This is a genomic window from Mycobacterium terramassiliense, from assembly GCF_900157385.1.
Classification (GTDB): Bacteria; Actinomycetota; Actinomycetes; order Mycobacteriales; family Mycobacteriaceae; genus Mycobacterium; species Mycobacterium terramassiliense.
The window spans coordinates 494,822-514,045 of the sequence record NZ_LT717701.1 but is presented as its reverse complement, the minus strand read 5'-3'; the positions used below and the strand labels follow the sequence as shown (position 1 = coordinate 514,045).

Annotated in this window: 11 protein-coding genes; all 11 read right to left on the bottom strand. The window is 68.5% G+C overall.

The genetic code is table 11. The features are described from left to right. Nucleotides 1-8: 8 nt before the first annotated feature. Nucleotides 9-1,595 carry an acyl-CoA carboxylase subunit beta gene (locus MTAB308_RS17075; protein WP_077100650.1) on the bottom strand — a complete coding sequence of 529 codons (1,587 nt, stop codon included), beginning with the start codon at nucleotides 1,593-1,595 and terminating at the stop codon, nucleotides 9-11. Nucleotides 1,596-1,602: 7 nt separating this feature from the next. After that, nucleotides 1,603-6,927: a polyketide synthase Pks13 gene (gene pks13, locus MTAB308_RS17070; protein WP_077100649.1), complete on the bottom strand. Its 5,325-nt coding sequence runs from the start codon at nucleotides 6,925-6,927 to the stop codon at nucleotides 1,603-1,605. 11 nt (nucleotides 6,928-6,938) lie between these two features. Further along, nucleotides 6,939-8,837 carry a long-chain-fatty-acid--AMP ligase FadD32 gene (gene fadD32 / locus MTAB308_RS17065; RefSeq protein ID WP_077100648.1) on the bottom strand — a complete coding sequence of 633 codons (1,899 nt, stop codon included), beginning with the start codon at nucleotides 8,835-8,837 and terminating at the stop codon, nucleotides 6,939-6,941. Nucleotides 8,838-9,080: 243 nt separating this feature from the next. Then, nucleotides 9,081-10,091 carry a carboxylesterase Culp6 gene (gene culp6, locus MTAB308_RS17060; protein WP_077100647.1) on the bottom strand — a complete coding sequence of 337 codons (1,011 nt, stop codon included), beginning with the start codon at nucleotides 10,089-10,091 and terminating at the stop codon, nucleotides 9,081-9,083. Between the two features lie 97 nt (nucleotides 10,092-10,188). After that, entirely contained in the window at nucleotides 10,189-11,067 is an 879-nt protein-coding gene (locus MTAB308_RS17055) for an esterase family protein (protein ID WP_108637436.1), read from the bottom strand. A gap of 160 nt (nucleotides 11,068-11,227) precedes the next feature. Continuing rightward, complete coding sequence (gene ag85A, locus MTAB308_RS17050) at nucleotides 11,228-12,268, bottom strand: diacylglycerol acyltransferase/mycolyltransferase Ag85A (protein WP_077100645.1); 1,041 nt, start codon at nucleotides 12,266-12,268, stop codon at nucleotides 11,228-11,230. A gap of 343 nt (nucleotides 12,269-12,611) precedes the next feature. Continuing rightward, nucleotides 12,612-14,597 (bottom strand): terminal beta-(1->2)-arabinofuranosyltransferase, encoded by a 1,986-nt coding sequence (aftB, locus tag MTAB308_RS17045; RefSeq protein WP_281253121.1) that lies wholly within the window; start codon nucleotides 14,595-14,597, stop codon nucleotides 12,612-12,614. After that, nucleotides 14,584-15,492 (bottom strand): decaprenyl-phosphate phosphoribosyltransferase, encoded by a 909-nt coding sequence (locus tag MTAB308_RS17040; RefSeq protein ID WP_077100642.1) that lies wholly within the window; start codon nucleotides 15,490-15,492, stop codon nucleotides 14,584-14,586. Before MTAB308_RS17040 ends, aftB begins: the two co-directional genes overlap by 14 nt. Then, the gene (locus tag MTAB308_RS17035) at nucleotides 15,489-16,013 is read right to left on the bottom strand and encodes a phosphatase PAP2 family protein (protein ID WP_077100640.1); all 525 of its coding nucleotides are present in this window, start codon (nucleotides 16,011-16,013) and stop codon (nucleotides 15,489-15,491) included. The genes MTAB308_RS17040 and MTAB308_RS17035 overlap by 4 nt, the downstream gene beginning before the upstream one ends. Next, nucleotides 16,006-17,925, bottom strand: coding sequence for a glycosyltransferase (locus tag MTAB308_RS17030; RefSeq protein WP_077100638.1), 1,920 nt, complete (start codon nucleotides 17,923-17,925; stop codon nucleotides 16,006-16,008). Before MTAB308_RS17030 ends, MTAB308_RS17035 begins: the two co-directional genes overlap by 8 nt. After that, nucleotides 17,922-19,118, bottom strand: coding sequence for a UDP-galactopyranose mutase (glf, locus tag MTAB308_RS17025; protein WP_077100636.1), 1,197 nt, complete (start codon nucleotides 19,116-19,118; stop codon nucleotides 17,922-17,924). The genes MTAB308_RS17030 and glf overlap by 4 nt, the downstream gene beginning before the upstream one ends. Nucleotides 19,119-19,224: the final 106 nt, after the last annotated feature.

The window sequence follows — 19,224 nt, the reverse complement described above, 5'->3', positions numbered from 1 at the left end:
GCGAGCGATTAGACCGGGATCAGCCCGTGCTTGCGGGCGACGCGGAACCACAGCTGCTTGTCCCGCAACAGGTGCATCGACTTGCGCAGCAGCAGCCGGGTCTGGTGCGGGTCGATCACCGCGTCGATGAAGCCGCGCTCGGCGGCGGTCCACGGGATCGCCATGTTGAGGTTGTAGCCCTCGATGAAGTCCTTCTTGATCTGCTGCGCCTCGGGCGTTGTCGGGTCCGGGAACCGCTTCATCAGCAGCTGGGCGGCGCCCTCGGCGCCGATCACCGCGATGCGGGCGGTCGGCCAGGCAAAGTTGAAGTCGGCGGTCAGCTGCCGGGAGCCCATCACGGCGTACGCGCCGCCGTAGGACTTGCGGATCGTGATCGTCACCTTCGGCACGTCGGCCTCGACCACCGCGTAGAGGAACCGTCCGCCGCGCTTGATGATGCCCCTCTTCTCCTCCTCGGCACCCGGCAGGAACCCGGGCGTGTCCACGACGAAGACCAGCGGGATGTTGAACGCGTCGCAGAATCGGATGAACCGCGCGGCCTTGTCGGACGCCTCGTTGTCGATCGCCCCCGACATGTGCATCGGCTGGTTGGCGATCACTCCGACGGGGTGGCCGTCGACGCGCGCGTATCCGGTGATGATCGCGGGACCGTGCTGCGCGGCGACGTCGAGGAAGTCGCCGTCGTCGAAGATGCGCAGCAGGATCTCGTGCATGTCGTAGGCCGCGTTGTCGGAGTCCGGCACGATCGCGTCCAGCTCCAGGTCGGTCGGGGTGATCTCGGGCTCCAGCCCGGGGTTGACGATCGGCGGCTTGTCGAAGCAGTTCGACGGCAGGAACGACAGGTAGTCGCGGACATACTGGAAGGCCTCCGCCTCCGAGTCGACCACCTGGTGAATGTTGCCGTAGCGGGCCTGGGCGTCGGAGCCGCCGAGCTCGTCGAGGGTGACCTCCTCGCCGGTGACTTCCCGAATCACGTCGGGCCCGGTGACGAAGAAGTAGCCCTGGTCGCGCACGGAGACGAGCAGATCGTCCTGGATCGGCGAATACACTGCTCCCCCAGCGCATTTGCCGAAGATGAGGGAGATCTGGGGCACCAGGCCGGACAGCGCCTCGTGCCGGCGGCCCAGCTCGGCGTACCACGCCAGCGAGGTGACCGCGTCCTGGATCCGGGCACCGCCGGAGTCCTGGATGCCGATGATCGGGCAGCCGACCATTGCGCACCACTCCATCAGCCGTGCGACCTTGCGGCCGAACATCTCACCGACGGTGCCCTGGAACACCGTCTGGTCGTGCGAGAACACCCCGACCGGCCGGCCGTCGATCATGGCGTGACCCGTGACGCACCCGTCGCCGTAGAGCGCGTTCGGGTCGTTCGGCGTCTTGGCCAGCGCGCCGATCTCGAAGAAGGTGCCCGGATCGACCAGCGCGTGCACGCGGGCGCGGGCGCTCGGGATGCCCTTCTTGTCGCGCTTGGCGGCGGCCTTCTCCCCGCCGGGCTCCTTGGCCAGCTCGAGGCGGGCGTGCAGCTCGGCCAGCTTTTCGGCGGTGGTGTGCTGAACGGGAGCTTGCCCTGAGGCGGGGAGGGTCTCCGTCACTGCTTGCCTACCTAACTTTTTCGGTCGCGTCCGGCGCGTGCTTTGCCGCGATCGCGTTCAGCGCCTGGGTCATGTGCGCCCCCACCTTGGCGATGATCGGCTCGTCGATGACCTGGATGTGCTCGCCACCGACGGGCACGACCTCGAGGTCGGTCACGTGCTCGCCCCACCCGCCGTCCGGCTTGCGGGTGGCGTAGCGCGGTTCGAACATGATCGCGTCGTCATGGTAGCGATCGGCCATGTAAAGCGTGACGTGCCCGTCGTACGGCTGGATCTCCGCGGTGTCGATGGCCCGTTGGTCCAGGTACGACGTGCGTTGGTGTTCGATGATCCCGCCCGGGATCTGCACCCCGCTCGCCTTGACCGCCTCGAGCACCAGCTGGACCTGCCCCGCGTCGTCGAGCTCCTCGAGCTGTTCGTAGGGGATCTCGTCGATGGTGACGTTGAAGGTCTTCTCGGCGAACCGGGCGTAGCGATCCCAGCGCTTGCGGATCTCCTCCTTGGTCTGCGGGATCTCCTCGCCCGGCCGCACCGCGTCGATGAGGCCGACGAATTCGACGTCCTTGCCCATCCGCTTGAGGCCGATCGCGCAGGCGTAGGCCAGCGCGCCGCCCAGCGACCAGCCGGCCAGAATGTACGGCCCGTCGCCCTGCATCTCGATCAGCTTCGGAACGTATTGCGCCGCACGCTCTTCGATCGTCCCCTCGACCCGCTCGAGGCCGTACATCGGGGTGTCGGGCGGCAACCGGTTGAGCAGCGGCTCGTAGACCACCGTCGAGCCGCCGGCCGGGTGAAACACGAAAATCGGCGGTTTCGCGCTGCCCTCCGGCCGGGCCCGCAGCGTACGGACGAACCCGTCGACCACCCCTGCCTCCAGGTACTCGCGCACCTTCTCGGCCAGCGCCTCGATGTTCTGCGACGTCAGCACGTCCTCGGCCGTTATCGCACCTTCGGCCCGCTCCGACAACCGTTCCGCCATCTTGGCGGCGGCGTCGGCGTCCAGCTTGGGCAGCGGGTTGAAGATGCCGCCCGGCGACTTGCCGGTCACGATCGCCCACGTGGCGAAGGTGACCCGCTCGGCGGCGTCGCGCGGCGGCACGTCGGAGTTCAGCGCCTTGGCGACCGGCTCCTGGTTGAGCGCTTCGGCCACACCGGACACCTTCGGCTGTCCCCCGTTGACACCGGGCCCCGACGGGCCAGAGGGGTCGGTCGGCGGCGGCGGGATCGGGACGTCGGAGGCCGGCGGCGGCTGTGTCTCCGGCTCGGCTTGCGGGTCGGGGGCCGGAGCCACCACCGAGGCCGGCGTGGCGCCGCTGATCAACTCCGCCTGCGCCCGGGCGATTTCCTCGGCCGTTTGGGTCTTCTGGTGCTCGTGCAGCTGCTCGACCTCGTCGCGGTGCTCGACCGCGTACTCGATCAGCTTCTCGACGGCGTAGAGGTTCGCGTCGCGCACGGCCGTCAACTGAATCGGCGGCAGGTCGAAGTCGTATTCGACCCGGTTCTTGATCCGCACCGCCATCAGCGAGTCCAGGCCCAGCTCGATCAGCGGCACCTCCCACGGCAGGTCCTCGGGCTCGTAACCCATTGCGGCGCCGACGATCGCGCCCAGCCGGTCGGCGATGGTCTCGCCGGAGTCCGGTGACCACTTGGTGAAGCCGGCCGGCATGTACCGGTTGGTCAGGCTGTCGCCGAGCGCCTCCTCCTCCGGGCGGTCGGAGGGAGCCTCCGCGACGGCCCCATTGCTGGGAGCCGCGATCGCGGTGCTGGCGCCCACCGCCGCCGGCAGCACCGACTCGGCGCCGCCCCGGGTCACCAGCGCGTCGTACACCAGCGTGAATGACTCGTCGATGCGGGCGTGCACCTGGACCGACGCGCCGCCGGGATGCCGGGTCAGCGTGGTCACCAGCCGGGAGCCCTCCCCCGGCTTGGCCCGCTCCTCCGCGGCGGTCAGCTGCGCGCCCGGAAGGACTTCGGCCGCAGCGGATTTCACCAGCGCCGCCAGGTCCGTCAAGCCCTTGGGCGCGTACTCCCAGACGTGGCGGCCGTCCGGCAGCGCGACATGGTTGCCGGGCATGAGCACCGAGCCGCTGCTGGTGGCGACGTGCACGTCCAGCCAGTGCTCCTTGCGCTTGAACCGGGTCGGCGGGATGTTCGCGTAGTCCTGGGGCCCCGCCGCGCGGGTGAACAGCGTCCGAGGATCCAGGTCATGCCCATAGACGTACAGCTGCGCCAGGGTCGAGACGATCGACTCGACCTCGTCCTGCTTGCGGGCCAGCGTCGGGATCAACTGGGCGTCGTGCAGGCCGGCGTCGGCCGTCGTCAGGCCCACCTGCATCAGCGCCACCGGGTTGGGGGCCAGCTCGACGAAGGTGGTGTGTCCGCTGTCGACGGCGTTGCGGATGCCGTGGGTGAAGTAGACGCTGTGGCGCAGCCCCTTCTTCCAGTAGTCGACGTCGTGGATGGGCTCGGCCCCGGGCTTGATGTAGCTGCCCTCGTGCACGGTCGAGTAGATCCCGCACTTCGGGCTCATCGGCTTGATTCCCTGCAGTTCCGCGGCGAGCTCGCCCAGCAGCGGGTCCATCTGCGAGGTGTGGCTGGCGCCCTTGGTCTGGAACTTGCGGGCGAACTTGCCCTCGGATTCCGCGCGGGCGATGATCGCGTCCACCTGCTCGGGCGGGCCGCCGATGACGGTCTGGGTGGGCGCGGCGTAGACGCACACCTCCAGGTCGGGGAAGTCGGAGAACACCGTCTTGATCTCCTCGGCGGAGTACTCCACCAGCGCCATCAGCCGGATGTACTCGCCGAACAGCATCGCCTCGCCCTCGCCCATCAGATGGGAGCGGGAGCAGATGGCCCGGGTGGCGTCGCGCAGCGACAGGCCGCCGGCGAAGTACGCCGACGCGGCCTCGCCCAGCGACTGGCCGACCACCGCGGCGGGCTTGGCGCCGTGATGCTTGAGCAGCTCGCCCAGGGCGATCTGGATCGCGAAGATGGTGACCTGGGTGGTCTCGATGCCGTAGTCCTGCGAGTCGTCCAGGATCAGCTCGAGCACCGAGTAGCCCAGCTCGTCCTGGACCAGCGCGTCGACCTTCTCGATCCACTGCGCGAAGACGTCGTTGCGCAGATACAGGCTCTTGCCCATCTTGCGGTGCTGCGCACCGAAACCGGCCAGCACCCACACCGGGCCGTTGCTCACCGGCCCGTCGACGCTGTACACGTTCGGCCGTTGCTTGCCCTCGGCGATCGCGCGCAGGCCCTTGATGGCCTCCTCGTGGTCGTGTGCCAGCACCACCGCGCGCGAGCGACCATGGTTGCGGCGAGACAGCGACCGCCCGATCGATTCGAGCGACGACGCCTGGCCCTCGGGGCTTTCCATCCAGTCGGCAAGCTCGGCGGCCGCGGCCTTCTTCCGCGACGTCAGGAACGCCGAGACGACGAGCGGGATAACCGGCGGCGGAAGCTCTTGCGCCGCAAGCTCTTCCAGCGCCGCCTCCTTGAGGCTCAGCGCCTCTTCGGTGATCTCCGGGAGGTCGGGCTCTTCCTCCTCGGCCGCCGCGGAGGCGTCGGGGATGATGTTGCCGAAGTCGTCGAACCGCAGCGAATGCGCCTCAAACGTGGGCGCTTCGGCCGCTTCGGTGGCCGCCTTGGCCTCGGCCTGGGGCTCCGGCTCCTTTTCGACGACGTCGCGCGGCAGAACCTCGCGCACCACCACGTGCGCGTTGGCGCCACCGAAGCCGAAGCTCGACACCCCGGCCAGCGCGTAGCCGCCGTAGCGCGGCCAATCGGTCGCCGTGTCAATGACTTTCAGGCGCATCGCGTCGAAGTCGATGTAGGGGCTGGGACCCGCGAAGTTGAGGGACGGCGGCAGCTTGTCGTGCTGCAGCGCCAGCACAACCTTGGCCATGCTGGCCGCGCCGGCGGCCGACTCCATGTGCCCCACATTGGTTTTCACCGCGCCCAGCAGCGCCGGACGGTCGGCCGGACGGCCCCTGCCGATGACCCGGCCCAGCGCCTCGGCCTCGATCGGGTCACCGAGGACGGTACCCGTGCCGTGCGCCTCGATGTAGTCGACGTTCCGCGGATCGATGCCGGCGTCCTTGTAGGCCCGGCGCAGCACGTCGGCCTGCGCGTCCTGGTTCGGTGCGATCAGGCCGTTGGACCGGCCGTCGTGGTTGACCGCGGTGCCGGCGATCACGGCCAGGATCTGGTCGCCGTCGCGGCGCGCGTCGTCGACCCGCTTGAGCACCAGCATGCCGGCGCCCTCCGAGCGGGTGTAGCCGTCGGCGTCGGAAGAGAACGACTTGATCCGGCCGTCGGGGGCCAGCACCGCGCCGATCTCGTCGAAGCCCAGCGTCACCGCGGGCGTGATCAGCGCGTTGACGCCGCCGGCCACCGCGACGTCGGCCTCGCCGTTGCGCAGCGCCTGCACGGCCTGGTGGATCGCCACCAGCGAGCTCGAGCACGCGGTGTCGACCGCGACCGAAGGCCCGCGGAAGTCGTAGAAGTAGGACACCCGGTTCGCGATGATCGACGGCGAGTTACCGGTGATCGCGTACGGGTGCGCGACGGTCGGGTCGGAGATGGCCAGGAAGCCGTAGTCATGGTTGGAGACGCCGACGTACACGCCGACCGCCTCGCCGCGCAGGCTCGACGCCGGGATGCGCGCGTGCTCGAGCGCCTCCCAGGTCAGCTCCAGCGCCATCCGCTGCTGCGGGTCGATGTTGTCGGCCTCGGTCTTGGCGATCGCGAAGAACTCGGAGTCGAAGCCCTTGATGTCCTTCAGGTAGCCGCCGCGGGTGCGGGCCTTGGCGACCCGTTCGGCCAGCCGCGGCTCTTCCAGGAATTCCTCCCAGCGGCCCTCGGGCAGGTCGGTGATGGCGTCGCGGCCCTCGATCAGCGCCTGCCAGGTTTCGTCGGGGCTGTTCATGTCGCCGGGCAGCCGGGTGGCCAGGCCCACGACCGCGATGTCGACGCGCTCCGCGGGCCCGTTGCGCGACCAGTCGACGATGTCGACGTCGTCGTCGGGCCGTTCGGGTTCGCCCTCGATGATCCGGGTCGCCAGCGATTCGATGGTCGGATGCTGGAACGCCACCGCGACCGACAGGGTGACCCCGGTCATGTCCTCGATGTCGGCGGCCATCGCCACGGCGTCGCGCGACGACAGGCCCAGCTCGACCATCGGCACCGACTCGTCGATCGAATCGGGCGACTGCCCGGTCGCCTTGGCCACGTAGTTGCGCAGCCACTCGCGCATCTCGGGGACCGTCATGTCTGCGGTCTTCTTGGCGGGCAGGTTCTCCTGCTGGTCCTGGAGGTCGTCTGTATCAGCCATGGTTCCTGGGTTCAGTCGTTAGCGCCGGCGAAGGCGGTCGGCGAACCGATGCCGCTGCGCAAGCTTCCGTCGAGGTAGGCGGCGCGGCAGGCGCGGCGCCCGATCTTGCCGCTGGAGGTACGCGGAATGGTGCCGGCCTGCACCAGCAGCAGGTCGCGCACGGTGACGCCGTGCCGCACGGCGATGGCCGCGCGGATGTCGTCGGCGATGGGCTGGTAGTCGAGCTTGTGCGTGCCGGCGGCGCGCTCGGCGACGATCACCAGCTGCTCGGAGCCGTCCTCGGGGTCGTGCTTGAGGCCGGCGTGCGGGTTGTCGAATACCTCCTGGGGCAGCTGGTTGGCCGGGACGGAGAAGGCGGCCACGTAGCCGGTCCGCAGCGCCCGGCTGGCTTCCTGCGCCGAGTACTCGAGGTCCTGCGGGTAGTGGTTGCGGCCATCGATGATGACCAGGTCCTTGATGCGGCCGACGATATAGAGGTGGCCGTCGTGGTAGGTGCCGTAGTCGCCGGTGCGTACCCACAACCCGTCGTCGGCCGCGCCCTCGGCGTGTGACTCGCTGATGCGGGACTTCAGGATGTTGCGGAAGGTGTGGTTGGTCTCTTCCGGTTTGCCCCAGTAGCCGATCCCCAGGTTGTTGCCGTGCAGCCAGATCTCGCCGACGTGCCCGTCGGGCAGCTCGCTGGCCGTGTCGGGGTCGACGATCACCGCCCACTCGTCGACGCCGATGACGCCCGCGGACACCTGGGCGACGGCGTTCGGCGCATCGGCGGGGACCTCCACGAAGCGCTGGTTATTCATCTCGTCGCGGTCGACATAGATGACCCGGGGCGCCTCGTCCATCGGGGTGGTGGACACGAACAGCGTCGCCTCGGCCAAACCGTAGGACGGCTTGATGGCCGTCTCGCGCAGGCCGTAGGGCGCGAACGCCTCGTAGAACTTGCGCATCGACGCCGGTGACACCGGCTCGCTGCCGTTGAGGATGCCCTTGACGTTGCTCAGGTCCAGCGGCGGCTCGCCCTCCTTGGGCACGCCGCGCACGGCAGCATGCTCGAAGGCGAAGTTCGGCGCGACGGTGAAGACCTCGCAGTCCGGGTCGTCGTCGGGCTTGCGCGCCATCTCCCGGATCCAGCGGCCGGGGCGGCGCACGAACGCGGCCGGGGTCATGAAGGTGAAGTTGTGGCCGAGCACCGGCGACAGCAGCGCGGTGATCAGGCCCATGTCGTGGAAGAACGGCAGCCAGGACAGTCCGCGGTCGCCCTCCTTGCCCTCCAGCCCGTTGAGCACCTGGAGCACGTTGGTGGGCAAGTTCAGGTGGGTGATCTGCACGCCCGTGGGGGTGCGGGTGGAGCCGGAGGTGTACTGCAGGTAAGCGATGGTGTTCTCGTCGGCCTCGGGCGCCTGCCAGGTCGAGGCGACCTCGTTGGGCACCGCGTCGACGGCGATGACGCGGGGCCGCTCCTTGGCCGAGCGGGCGCGGATGAACTTGCGGACGCCTTCGGCGGCCTCCGTGGTGGTCAGGATCGTCGAGGGCGTGCAGTCGTCCAGCACGGCGTGCAGTCGGCCGACGTGACCCGGCTCGCTCGGGTCGAACAGCGGCACGGCGATCCTGCCGGAATACAGCGCCCCGAAGAACGCGATCAGGTAGTTGAGGTTCTGCGGGCACAGGATGGCAATGCGATCGCCGGGCTGGGTGACCTGTTGCAGGCGGGCGCCGACGGCGCGGTTGCGGGCGCTGAACTCGGCCCACGAGATGTCGCGGTATTCACCGTCCCGCTCGGTGGAGAAGTCGACGAATCGATAGGCCAGCTTGTCGCCGCGGACCTTCGCCCATTTCTCAACGTGACGAACCAGGTCCGTGTTGTCAGGGAACCTGATTTTTCCATTCACGATGAACGGGTTGTGGTACGCCATGCCGCCCTCTCCTGTTACAACCTTGTCGGTCGGCGTGGCCGACCGCTCTGGTGCCGGCCGCGCCGACGGGTCCCTCTATACACGAGCCGGCTTTGAACGGCCCGCGCCCGGGAGCGCCGGTCCCTGCGGCCAACGAAGCTCTAGTTGCTCTTAATTTTCTCTTAATGTTAAGGGCCGCCTCGCGGCAGACCAAATCACAAGGTACCGCCGATCGCGTCACGGATTCGCCTACGTCGCGGCATGTCACCCGTGCTTGGGGTGCGGCGCGTTTTCGATCAGCCCGCGGGCCCAATTCAGCGTCCAATCGGTCGCCGGCGCCCCGTCGGAGTTCCAGAACTCGGTCGTGGCGTACAGCGCGTGGACCGGTTGGCCGGCGCCACCGGCGAGGGTGTTCAAGGTGTCGGGCAGCTTGGCCACGCTGAACGCCTCGTTCGGCGCGGCGCAGATGAGGTCGCCGGGCGCGCAGATCTCGTTGGTCTTGCTGTTCAGCGCGCCGAAACCGCCCGGCCGGGCACCGGTCATGGTCAGTCCGAGGCCGGACAGCACCGGCACCTCGTGCAGGGTGATCTCGGCGCCCTCGCCGGGCGGGTTGGGCCCGATGTCGTTGCCGACCCCGTCCTGGCGGCGACCGTCGGCGATCAACGTCACACCGAGCACCAGGTCGTCGTCGACGGGGCCGCGCCCGTTGCCGATGTCGCTGGCGATGTCACCGATGATGACCGCCCCCTGGGAGAACCCCATCAGCACGTAGCTGGTCAGCGGGCACTTGTTGTTCATGTCGGTCAGCGCCTGCACGGTCGCGCGGGTGCCTTCGGCCCGGCTCTCGTTGTACGACATCTGCGTGTCACCGCTCAGCGGGTTGTGGAACTGCGCGGTGTAAGGAGTGGTGTAGGTCTGCACCCGCGAGGAGGGGAACTGCTGGGAGATGTCCGCGGTCACCTTGTGCAGCAACGCATTCGGGAACTGCGCCGGGTTGAGCGGGTCGTCCTGCGGCGCGGACTCCCACGTGCCCGGCACGTTGATCAGCTGCACGTCGGGGCACGACGCGTCCTGGGAAGCGGGCCGGGGCTTGTGCGGGTGCGTGGTCGTGGAGGGCGGCGGCAGGACACCGGGCGGCACCGCGCTGGGCGGTGTTTTGGGGCCGCGCAGCAGCATCACCACGGCCACGATGACCAGCAACACGACGCCGGCCACCGCAAGGGCGGCGATCCAGGCGAGGGTCCGGTGGCGTTTACGCCGCGCGCTCGTGGTCATGTTCTCCTGCTGGCAGTGTCGGTCGAGCGCAGCTCGATACCGGGAAAACGGCCGTCCCGCCCGCTGCTGCGCTCCCTACACGGTACCGGCGTCTGGACTAGCGGATCGCCCCCACGATGTCGCCCGACATGGCGCCCAGCTGCCCCGACCACGTGCCCCAGCCGTTGTCACCGCCGCCCGGGAAGTCGAAGTGGCCGTTGTGCCCGCCGTTGCTGCGGTACTGCTGGTAGAACATCCGGCTGTTGCCCATCGCCTCGCCGGCCTGGCCGATCATGGCGGCGGGATCGCTGGCCGCGTCGGTGGTCGGGCTGAAGACCCAGACGCGGGTGTTGTTCTGCGCCAGCAGGGAGGCGTGCACGTACGGGTCGTGCCACTTCCACCGGCCCAGCTGCGGGGCTCCCCACATGCCGTTGCCGTCGACCCCGCCGAATTGCTGCAGGCCGGCCAGGATCGAACCGTTCGTGGTGGTGTTCGACGGGTACAGGAACCCGGACAGCGAACCGGCGAAGCCGTAGCGGTCGGGGTGGAAGGCGGCCAGCGCCATGGCGGCATAGCCGCCCTGGGAGGCCCCGACGGCGGCGTGGCCGCCGGGCGCCAGGCCCTTGTTGGCGGCCAGCCAGTCGGGCAGCTCGCTGGACAGGAAGGTGTCCCACTGCTTGCTGCCGTCGTTCTCCCAGTTGGTGTACATGCTGTACGCGCCGCCCGCGGGCGCCGCGACCGAAATGCCCTTGCCCGCCAGCGTGTTCATCGCGTTGCCGGCGGTAACCCAGTTGCTGACGTCCGGTGCGGCGTCGAACGCATCCAGCAGCACGACCATGTGCGGACCGCCCGCCAGGAAGGCCACCGGGATGTCACGGCCCATCGCGGCGGACGGCACCATCAGGGTGTCGAAACCCGCCGCGCGCGCCTTCCCGAGGGGACCCCCCACCCCCAGGGCCAGAACCACGGCCAGCAGCAACGTTGACAGACCCCGCACGACCCTCATGTCCACCCTCCATCGTCTAGTCGCTGTCTGCACATTAGCCAGCGACGGAAGTCGCCCGTCCCGCGGGTAGTGAAACAGGTCACACAGGCTGCGAACAACTAGCGGCGGGAACCCCGAAGGGTGCCCGCCGCCAGTCGCATCGCTGTGGTGTTTAGGTGCCGGTGCCCTGGTTGCCGGCGGCCGCGGCGGTAGCCGGACCCGCGCCGGGCGTGGCGCCCAGCGTGGACTGCAGGTCAGGCTTCATCGCCTGCAGCTGCGCGCCCCAGTACGGCCAGTCGTGGGTGCCGTTGGCGTCGAAGTTGAACACCGCGTTGTGGCCACCGGCCTGGTTGTAGGCGTCCTGGAACTTCAGGTTGCTGGTCCGCACGAAGCCCTCGAGGAACTTGGCGGGCAGGTTGTCGCCACCGAGGTCGGACGGCTTGCCGTTACCGCAGTAGATCCAGATGCGGGTGTTGTTGGCGACGAGCTTGCCCACCTGCAGCGACGGGTCGTTGCGCTGCCAGGCCGGGTCGCTCGACGGCCCCCACATGTCGTCCTTCTTGTAGCCGCCGGCGTCGCCCATGGCCAGGCCGATCAGCGACGGCCCCATGCCCTGCGACGGGTCCAGCAGCGCCGACAGCGAGCCGGCGTAGACGAACTGGTTGGGGTGGTAGGCGGCCAGGATCAGCGCCGACGAACCGGCCATCGACAGACCGACGGCGGCGCTGCCCGTCGGCTTGACCTGCTTGTTGGCCTGCAGGTAAGACGGCAGCTCGCTGGTCAGGAAGGTCTCCCACTTGTAGGTGGTGCAGCCGGCCTTACCGCAGGCTGGCTTGTACCAGTCCGAGTAGAAGCTGGACTGCCCGCCGACCGGCATGACGACGGCGATGCCCGACTGGTTGTACCACTCGAACGCCGGGGTGTTGATGTCCCAGCCGTTGAAGTCGTCCTGCGCGCGCATGCCGTCGAGCAGGTAGAGCGCGGGCGCGTTGGCGCCGCCGCTCTGGAACTGAACCTTGATGTCGCGGCCCATTGCGGCCGAGGGAACCTGCAGGTACTCCACCGGCAGACCCGGGCGCGAGAACGCCCCGGCGGTCGCCGAGCCCCCCACGGCGCCAATCAGACCCGAGAGCAGGGCCGCGCCAACGGCCCCCACCACGAGCCGTCGTGGCATCCGAGCCACGGCGCCGCGAAACCTGTTGACAAGCGTCATCCTTGCTTCCTCATCCTTCTTTCGGCCTTTCGGCGCATTTCTCCGATTGGACGCATCCCCGAATTGGGTCCGACTGCATACGCGTCGGGCGCAGCAGTGCTCGTGTAGTCAACCACACGTCGGGGCATCCCCTCTCATCGAGCCGATCGGGCAAACCGCGATTTGGCGCTCCTACCTAATGATTTTCGGGCCAAACACCGGCATCGAGAATTGCGTTTCCGCATGTGCTTGGCCCCGGGGGCGCACTGGTGAGGGCACAGATGTGAGATTGCTGGCAATATCCGGCGACTCGCCGGCGGGCCCAATTCGACACCCGCGGAAAAAAATTTTCGGTCGCCCGCCTCTACTCGCGCGGAGGCGGGGGGATTGCCTCCGGCACCGGCAGCCCGCACCGCGCGAGCTCGTAGAGCGGAACACGATCGATTCGGTACGTGGTGAACTCGAAGGAGTGCACGACGTTGGACACGAAGCGGTGCAAGGTCATTGGGGCGCGCACCGAGGCGAGCACCGCCTGGGTCTCCGGACATTTCAGGGCCGCCACGGCCTGGGCAACCCAATTCACATCCAGATACCCCGGAATGCCCGGATACACCTTGACCCAGGGGCCGTCGGCGATCACCCAGTCCGGGAAAAGGTTCTTGTCGTGCCCGATCCGGCCGTGCTTCAGCCGTTCGGTGTGCTGGGCCAGGGGGTTTGCCAGACCGATCTGGTCGATCACCCTGACGTCGAGGCCGACGTTCATGCCGAGCATGCCCAGGTTGGTGAAAAACACCGCGTGCTGGGGCTTTTGCGGCGCCTTGGCATCCCCGGGAGCGGGCTGCGCCATCGGGACCAGGTCCCACTGGATGTAATTGCCGGAAGGCAGCAACAACGCCCCGTCCGGGGTGTTGTCAAGGGCCGTCAGAACGGCGGCCATCCGCGGGTAGTCCAGGTAGTCCGCCGCGGTCAGCGGGTGCGCGTGCCCGGTGGCCTGCGCGTAGAAGCGGCGCTCGTCGACGATTCCCGTGTAGGTGACGTGGGTGGCGTCGTCGCCCATCCCCGGGGAGTTTGCTGCCCACAGCGACCAGCCGGCGATTCCGAGCCACAACGCGGCGGCGGCGCCGGCCACCCAATTGCCGGTCTCCCGCGAATAGTCCGCGCCGTCGGGGATCGGCACCGGAATGACCGCCACCGGCGCCAGCAAACAAAACAGGGGCGCCAAAAGCACCCTCGCGTGCATGAAATCGCCGCCCTGCCGGATCCAGTAGAAGCCCTGCAGCAGGCCGCTGACGACGACGAAGGCGACGACCGCCGGCGGGCTCTGCACCGCCCGCGCCGCGCGGCCGTAATCGGGCGCGAGCACGGGGCGAAGGAACGAGGGGCGGCGGCGCGCGACCACCAACAGCGCCCCGAGCGCCACCAGCAGCACCACCGGCACCCACACCGCATAGGGCGAGTTGAAGTTCGACAGGTAGATCATCCCCTGCGACCACTTGTCGCCGGCCGCGTCCTTGGCCAGGGCCGTCCCGGGGACCAGCAGCCCGTAATAGCCCATCCGGAAGATCTCGTAGGCCACCGGAAGGAATCCGCCGGCCACCACGATCAGCACGCGGCGCCGCCAGTTGCGCGCGGCGACGATCAGCATGATCAGCGCCAGCCCACCCATCAAGGCCAGGTCGGGCCGGACCAGAACGCTGAACCCCGCGACGAAGGCCAGCGCTCCGATGAACACTCCGCCGCCCGGACGCCCCCGCACCGGTTGCGCCCAGCACACCATCATCCACCACAGCAACCCGAGATAGGCCAGCGTCAGGCCGCTCTCCAGGCCGGAGGTGGCAAAGTCACGCGCCGGCGGCAACGCGATGTAGACCAGGGCCCCGGCGGGCAGCATGATCGCCCTGCGGCCCCGCAGGCTGGGGGCGTACAAGCGGCCGGCGCCCAGCATCAACAACGCCACGCCCAGCACCGAAAGGGTCAGGGCCAGCGCCAGCGCCACGTACTCCATGCGCATCGGCCCGCCCACCCAGCTGCCGACATACATCAGGTAGGTCCACGCGGTGGAGGTGTTCGCCTCGACCCGTTCGCCGGCGTTGAAGACCGGTCCGTTGCCGGCCAGCAAATTGCGCACGGTGCGCAGCACGATGAGCCCGTCGTCGGCGATCCAGCGTCGCTGCCAGGCGCCCCATGCGAACAGGACGGCGACCACCACCACGCTGATCCACAGGCTGACCCGCACCATGGTGACGTAGGGGAACAGCGGCCGACCTGCCCGCCTGATCACCGGGCGACGGCGCAGCACAGTGCCCTTCAGCGCCTTCAGACCTTCTAGGTGGGGGCTAGCCGAAGGCAACGGCGGCCCCAACTGTCGCGATCCAGGCCAGCGCCAACAGCTGCAGCACCCGGTCACGCAACGCGATGTCCTCGGGCTCCCCGGCCAGCCCGCCGTCGACGTCGACCGCGTAGCGCAGGATCGCGATGGTGAACGGGACCATCGACACCACGAACCAGCCCGCCTCGCCGTGTTCGCGCTCGAACGCCCACAGCCCGTAGCACAGCACCACCGCGGTGGCCGACATCGTCCAGACGAACCGCAGGTAGGTGCTCGTGTAACTCTCCAGCGACTTGCGGATGGCCGCGCCGGTGCGCTCGGCGAGCTGCAGCTCGGCGTACCGCTTGCCGGCCACCATGAACAGCGACGCGAACGCCGCCATCAACAGGAACCACTGCGACAGATGGGTATCGGTGGCCGCACCCCCGGCGATGGCCCGCAGCAGATACGCCGACGACACGATGCAGATGTCCATCACCGCCTGGTGCTTGAGGCCGAAGCAGTACGCGAGTTGCATGGCGATGTAGACCGCCATCACCAGCGCCAGGTTCGGCGTCAGCCACCAGGCCAGCCCGAGCGACACCACCGCGAGCACAACGGCCAGGCCGTAGGCCAGCCATTCGGGCACCACGCCGGCGGCGATCGGGCGGAACCGCTTGGTGGGATGCTCCCGGTCGGCCTCGACGTCGCGAACGTCGTTGATCAGGTACACCGCGGAGGCGGCCAGGCTGAACACCACGAAGGCCATCGCCACCTGAATTCCCAGTTGGCCGTAGTCGTAGCGATGGCCCCGGCCCGCCGCGCTCAACGGCGCGGCGAGGACCAGCACGTTCTTCACCCATTGCCGGGGGCGGATCGCCTTGATCACCCCGACGATCAGGTTCGACGGGGGCCCGATCATCACGTCTTCGCTCATTCGGCACACACCTCTCGCGCTCGGCCCGCGATCCCCGCGACGGCTGCACCCAGGGCGACGCCGAAAGCCACGTCGCTGGGGTAGTGCACGCCCAGCAGTATCCGCGACAGCGCCATCGGCGGCACCAGGACCGCCGGCAGCGGCAGGCCCGTGACCCGGCCCATCAGGATGGCGGCGGCGGTGGTGGAGGTGGCGTGCGCGGAGGGGAAGCTCAGCTGGCTGGGTGTGCCGACGTTGACCGCCACCGCCGGATCATGCGGCCGTTGGCGCCGCACCAACCGCTTGACCACCACGGCGGCGGCGTGCGCGGCGAACGCGCCGGCCCCCACCATCAGCCAATCGCGGCGGCGCCCCGGCATCAGCACCGCGCCGAGCGCCGCGGCGGCCACCCAGCCGATGCTGTGCTCCCCGAAATGCGACAGCCCGCGCGCCACGGTCAGCACGCCGGGGCGGTCGGCCAGTGCCGACTGGACGGCCACCAGCGCGGCCACTTCACCGCGCGGAGCGGCCGTTTCAGCCATGCGCCGGTCTTTTGTCGGGCTCGTGGCCGGCCGCGGGCAACAACGCCGCTTCCCACTTCTGCTTGCTCGACAGCACGGGCAGCGCCTCCCGGTACACCCGCCGCATCTCGTCGAACCGGCTCAGCAGCAGGCGCTGCCGCCGCAGCGACTTGAGCAGCAGCGAGATCATCTTGCCGCGGTCGCGCTGCCGGTAGACCACACCGCAGCCATCCGCGGTCGTCACGGTCACGCCGTCGACGGTGCACAGCCGGAACCAGCGCGCATCCTGCGTGGGCACGTTGTACTCCGGGCGCAGGTGGGCCGACGGGTCGGCCTTGGTCATGTTGTGAAAGACCCCACGGGACAACCGGTATCCGATGGACAAAGGGTTCACCGGCGGCTTCATCGCCTTGCTTCGGTGCATCGGCTGCGGCAGCTCGCTCGCCGCCGGCAGCACCACGGCGTCCGGGTACTCCTTGCGCAGACGGTGCACTTCCGGCAGCGCGCTTTCCAGGATGGAGAAGATGTGTTCGGGACCGGCCAGAAAGTCGTCGATCGCCTTGTTCTGGATCGCCACGGTCGAATATTCAAGGCAGGCAAGGTGTTTCAGCGTCGCCTTGAGGTGGCTGCGGACCAGCCCGGTCACTTGCGTTTTGGGGCCGTCCCAGTGCATCGCCGCGACCACCAGCCGGTTGCGCAGGTGGAAGTAGGCCTGCCAGTCGATGGCATCGTCCTTGTCGCTCCAGGCCATGTGCCAGATCGCCGCGCCGGGCAGCGTGACGGTCGGGTACCCGTGTTCGGCGGCCCGCAGGCCGTAGTCGGCGTCGTCCCATTTGATGAACAGCGGCAGCGGCTGCCCGAGCTCCTCGGCGACCTGCCGCGGGATCATGCACGTCCACCAGCCGTTGTAGTCGACGTCGATGCGGCGGTGCAGCAGCTTGCTTCGATCGTTCTTGTCGTTCAACGGATATTCGGCGAAGTCGTGGTCGTACTCGGCGTGCGGGGCGGAGGTCCACATGAAGTTCGACCGGTCCACGATCTCGCCCATGATGTGCAGGTGTGACGGCTCCTGCAGGTTGAGCATCTGACCGCCCACCAGCATCGGGCTCTTGGCGAAGCGGTGCATCGCCAGCACCCGCAGGATGGAGTCCGGTTCGATGCGGATGTCGTCGTCCATGAACAGGATCTGTTGGCAATCGGTGTTTTTCAGCGCCTCGTACATCACCCGGCTGTAGCCGCCGGAACCGCCGAGGTTGGGCTGGTCGTGGATGGACAGCCGATTACCCAGGCGGGCGGCCGCGGCGGGAAAGTCGGGGTGATCGCGCACCTTGCGGACGCCTTGGTCGGGGACGATGACCGCCCCAATCACCTCGTCCACCAACGGATCTGCGGTGAGCGTGCTCAGCGCGTTGACACAGTCGGCGGGGCGGTTGAACGTGGGAATCCCCACGGCGATGTTGGCCGTGCCCGGGGCGGCCTGGGTCGCATACCAGCCGCCGCCGACGAGGGTGACCTTGCTGTCGGTGGTGATGTCGAACCAGATCCAGCCGCCGTCCTCGAACGGCTTCAGCGCCACCTCGATCTCGACCACGACGGGCTGGTCCTCGGTGCCGGCAAACTCGCGGCCCTCGACGAAGATGCGGGCCCCGGTGGCCTTGGTCCGGTAGACGTCGACGCGGCCCGACCCGGTCACCTCGACGCGGAGCACCACCGACTGGCAGATCGACCACCGGCGCCAGTAGCTGGCGGGGAACGCGTTGAAGTACGTGGCGAACGACACCTCGGACTCCGCGCCGATCTGCAGCGACGTCCGCGAGGTCGCGTGCGCGCGCCGCGCGTTGGTCGTCGACTCCTCCAGGTACAGCTTGCGCACGTCGAGCGGTTCACCCGGACGCGGCAAGATGATTCGGGAAAGCAGGCTCACTGCGGTCATCCCCCCGCACCTTCCTCCACTAGGTCTTTGCCCTCGCGCAGGTGCGGCGCGAGGACGTTGTCGTACATGTTCAGTGCGCTGGCGATGGCCATGTGCATATCCAGATATTGGTAGGTGCCGAGCCGCCCGCCGAACAGCACGTTCGACGAAGCGGTCTCGGACTTCGCGCGGGCCCGGTACGCGGCCACCAGGGCGCGATCGGCCTCGGTGTTGATCGGGTAATAGGGCTCGTCGTCGTCCTCGGCGAACCGGGAGTACTCGCGCATGATCACGGTCTTGTCGGTCGGATAGTCCCGCTCGGTGTGGAAGTGCCGGAACTCGTGGATCCGGGTGAAGGGCACCTCGGGATCGTTGTAGTTCATCACCGGTGTGCCCTGGAAATCGCCGATGGGCAACACTTCCACCTCGAAGTCCAGGGTGCGCCAGCCGAGCCGGCCGTCGGCGTAGTCGAAGTAACGGTCCAGCGGGCCGGTGTACACGACGGGCGCGTCGGGGCTGTCCGCGCGCAGTCGATCGCGCACGTCGAACCAATCGGTGTCCAGCCTGACCTCGATGCGGTCGTCGGCGGCCATCCTCTCCAGCCAGGCGGTGTAGCCGTCGACCGGCAGGCCCTCGTAGGTGTCGCTGAAGTACCGGTTGTCGAACGTGTAGCGCACCGGGAGCCGGGTGATGTTGGAGGCCGGCAATTCCTTGGGATCGGTCTGCCACTGCTTGGCGGTGTAGCCCTTGACGAACGCCTCGTAGAGTGGCCGGCCGATCAGCGAGATCGCCTTCTCCTCCAGGTTTTGCGCGTCGGCGGTGTTGATCTCGGCGGCCTGCTCGGCGATGAGCCGCCGCGCCTCGTCCGGGGTGAAGTACCTGCCGAAGAACTGCGACACCAGGCCCAGGCCCATCGGGAATTGGTAGGCCTGGCCGTTATGCATCGCGAACACCCGGTGGCGGTAGTCGGTGAACTCGGTGAACTGGCGCACGTAATCCCAGACCCTCTTATTAGAGGTGTGGAACAGGTGCGCGCCGTACTTGTGCACTTCGATGCCGGTCTGGGGCTCGGCCTCGGAGTACGCGTTGCCCCCGATGTGCGGGCGCCGTTCGACGACGAGCACGCGCTTTCCGAGCTGGGTAGCCACGCGCTCGGCGATGGTCAGGCCGAAGAATCCGGAACCGACGACAAAAAGATCGAAACGAGCGGTCATCGGTTGCTTAGGGTATCCGACCGCGCGGGCCTAACCCATTTGGCGAGGCCAGGGAGTCCGGGTTAAGCCAAATGACAGCGACTTTGGGGGCCCGCCGCGCCGGTCA

Coding starts and splice junctions, on each gene's coding strand:
- pks13 (WP_077100649.1), bottom strand. CDS start 6,927: ATGGCTGATACAGACGACCTCCAGGACCAGCAGGAGAACCTGCCCGCC.
- fadD32 (WP_077100648.1), bottom strand. CDS start 8,837: ATGGCGTACCACAACCCGTTCATCGTGAATGGAAAAATCAGGTTCCCT.
- culp6 (WP_077100647.1), bottom strand. CDS start 10,091: ATGACCACGAGCGCGCGGCGTAAACGCCACCGGACCCTCGCCTGGATC.
- ag85A (WP_077100645.1), bottom strand. CDS start 12,268: ATGACGCTTGTCAACAGGTTTCGCGGCGCCGTGGCTCGGATGCCACGA.
- MTAB308_RS17040 (WP_077100642.1), bottom strand. CDS start 15,492: ATGAGCGAAGACGTGATGATCGGGCCCCCGTCGAACCTGATCGTCGGG.
- MTAB308_RS17035 (WP_077100640.1), bottom strand. CDS start 16,013: ATGGCTGAAACGGCCGCTCCGCGCGGTGAAGTGGCCGCGCTGGTGGCC.
- MTAB308_RS17030 (WP_077100638.1), bottom strand. CDS start 17,925: ATGACCGCAGTGAGCCTGCTTTCCCGAATCATCTTGCCGCGTCCGGGT.
- glf (WP_077100636.1), bottom strand. CDS start 19,118: ATGACCGCTCGTTTCGATCTTTTTGTCGTCGGTTCCGGATTCTTCGGC.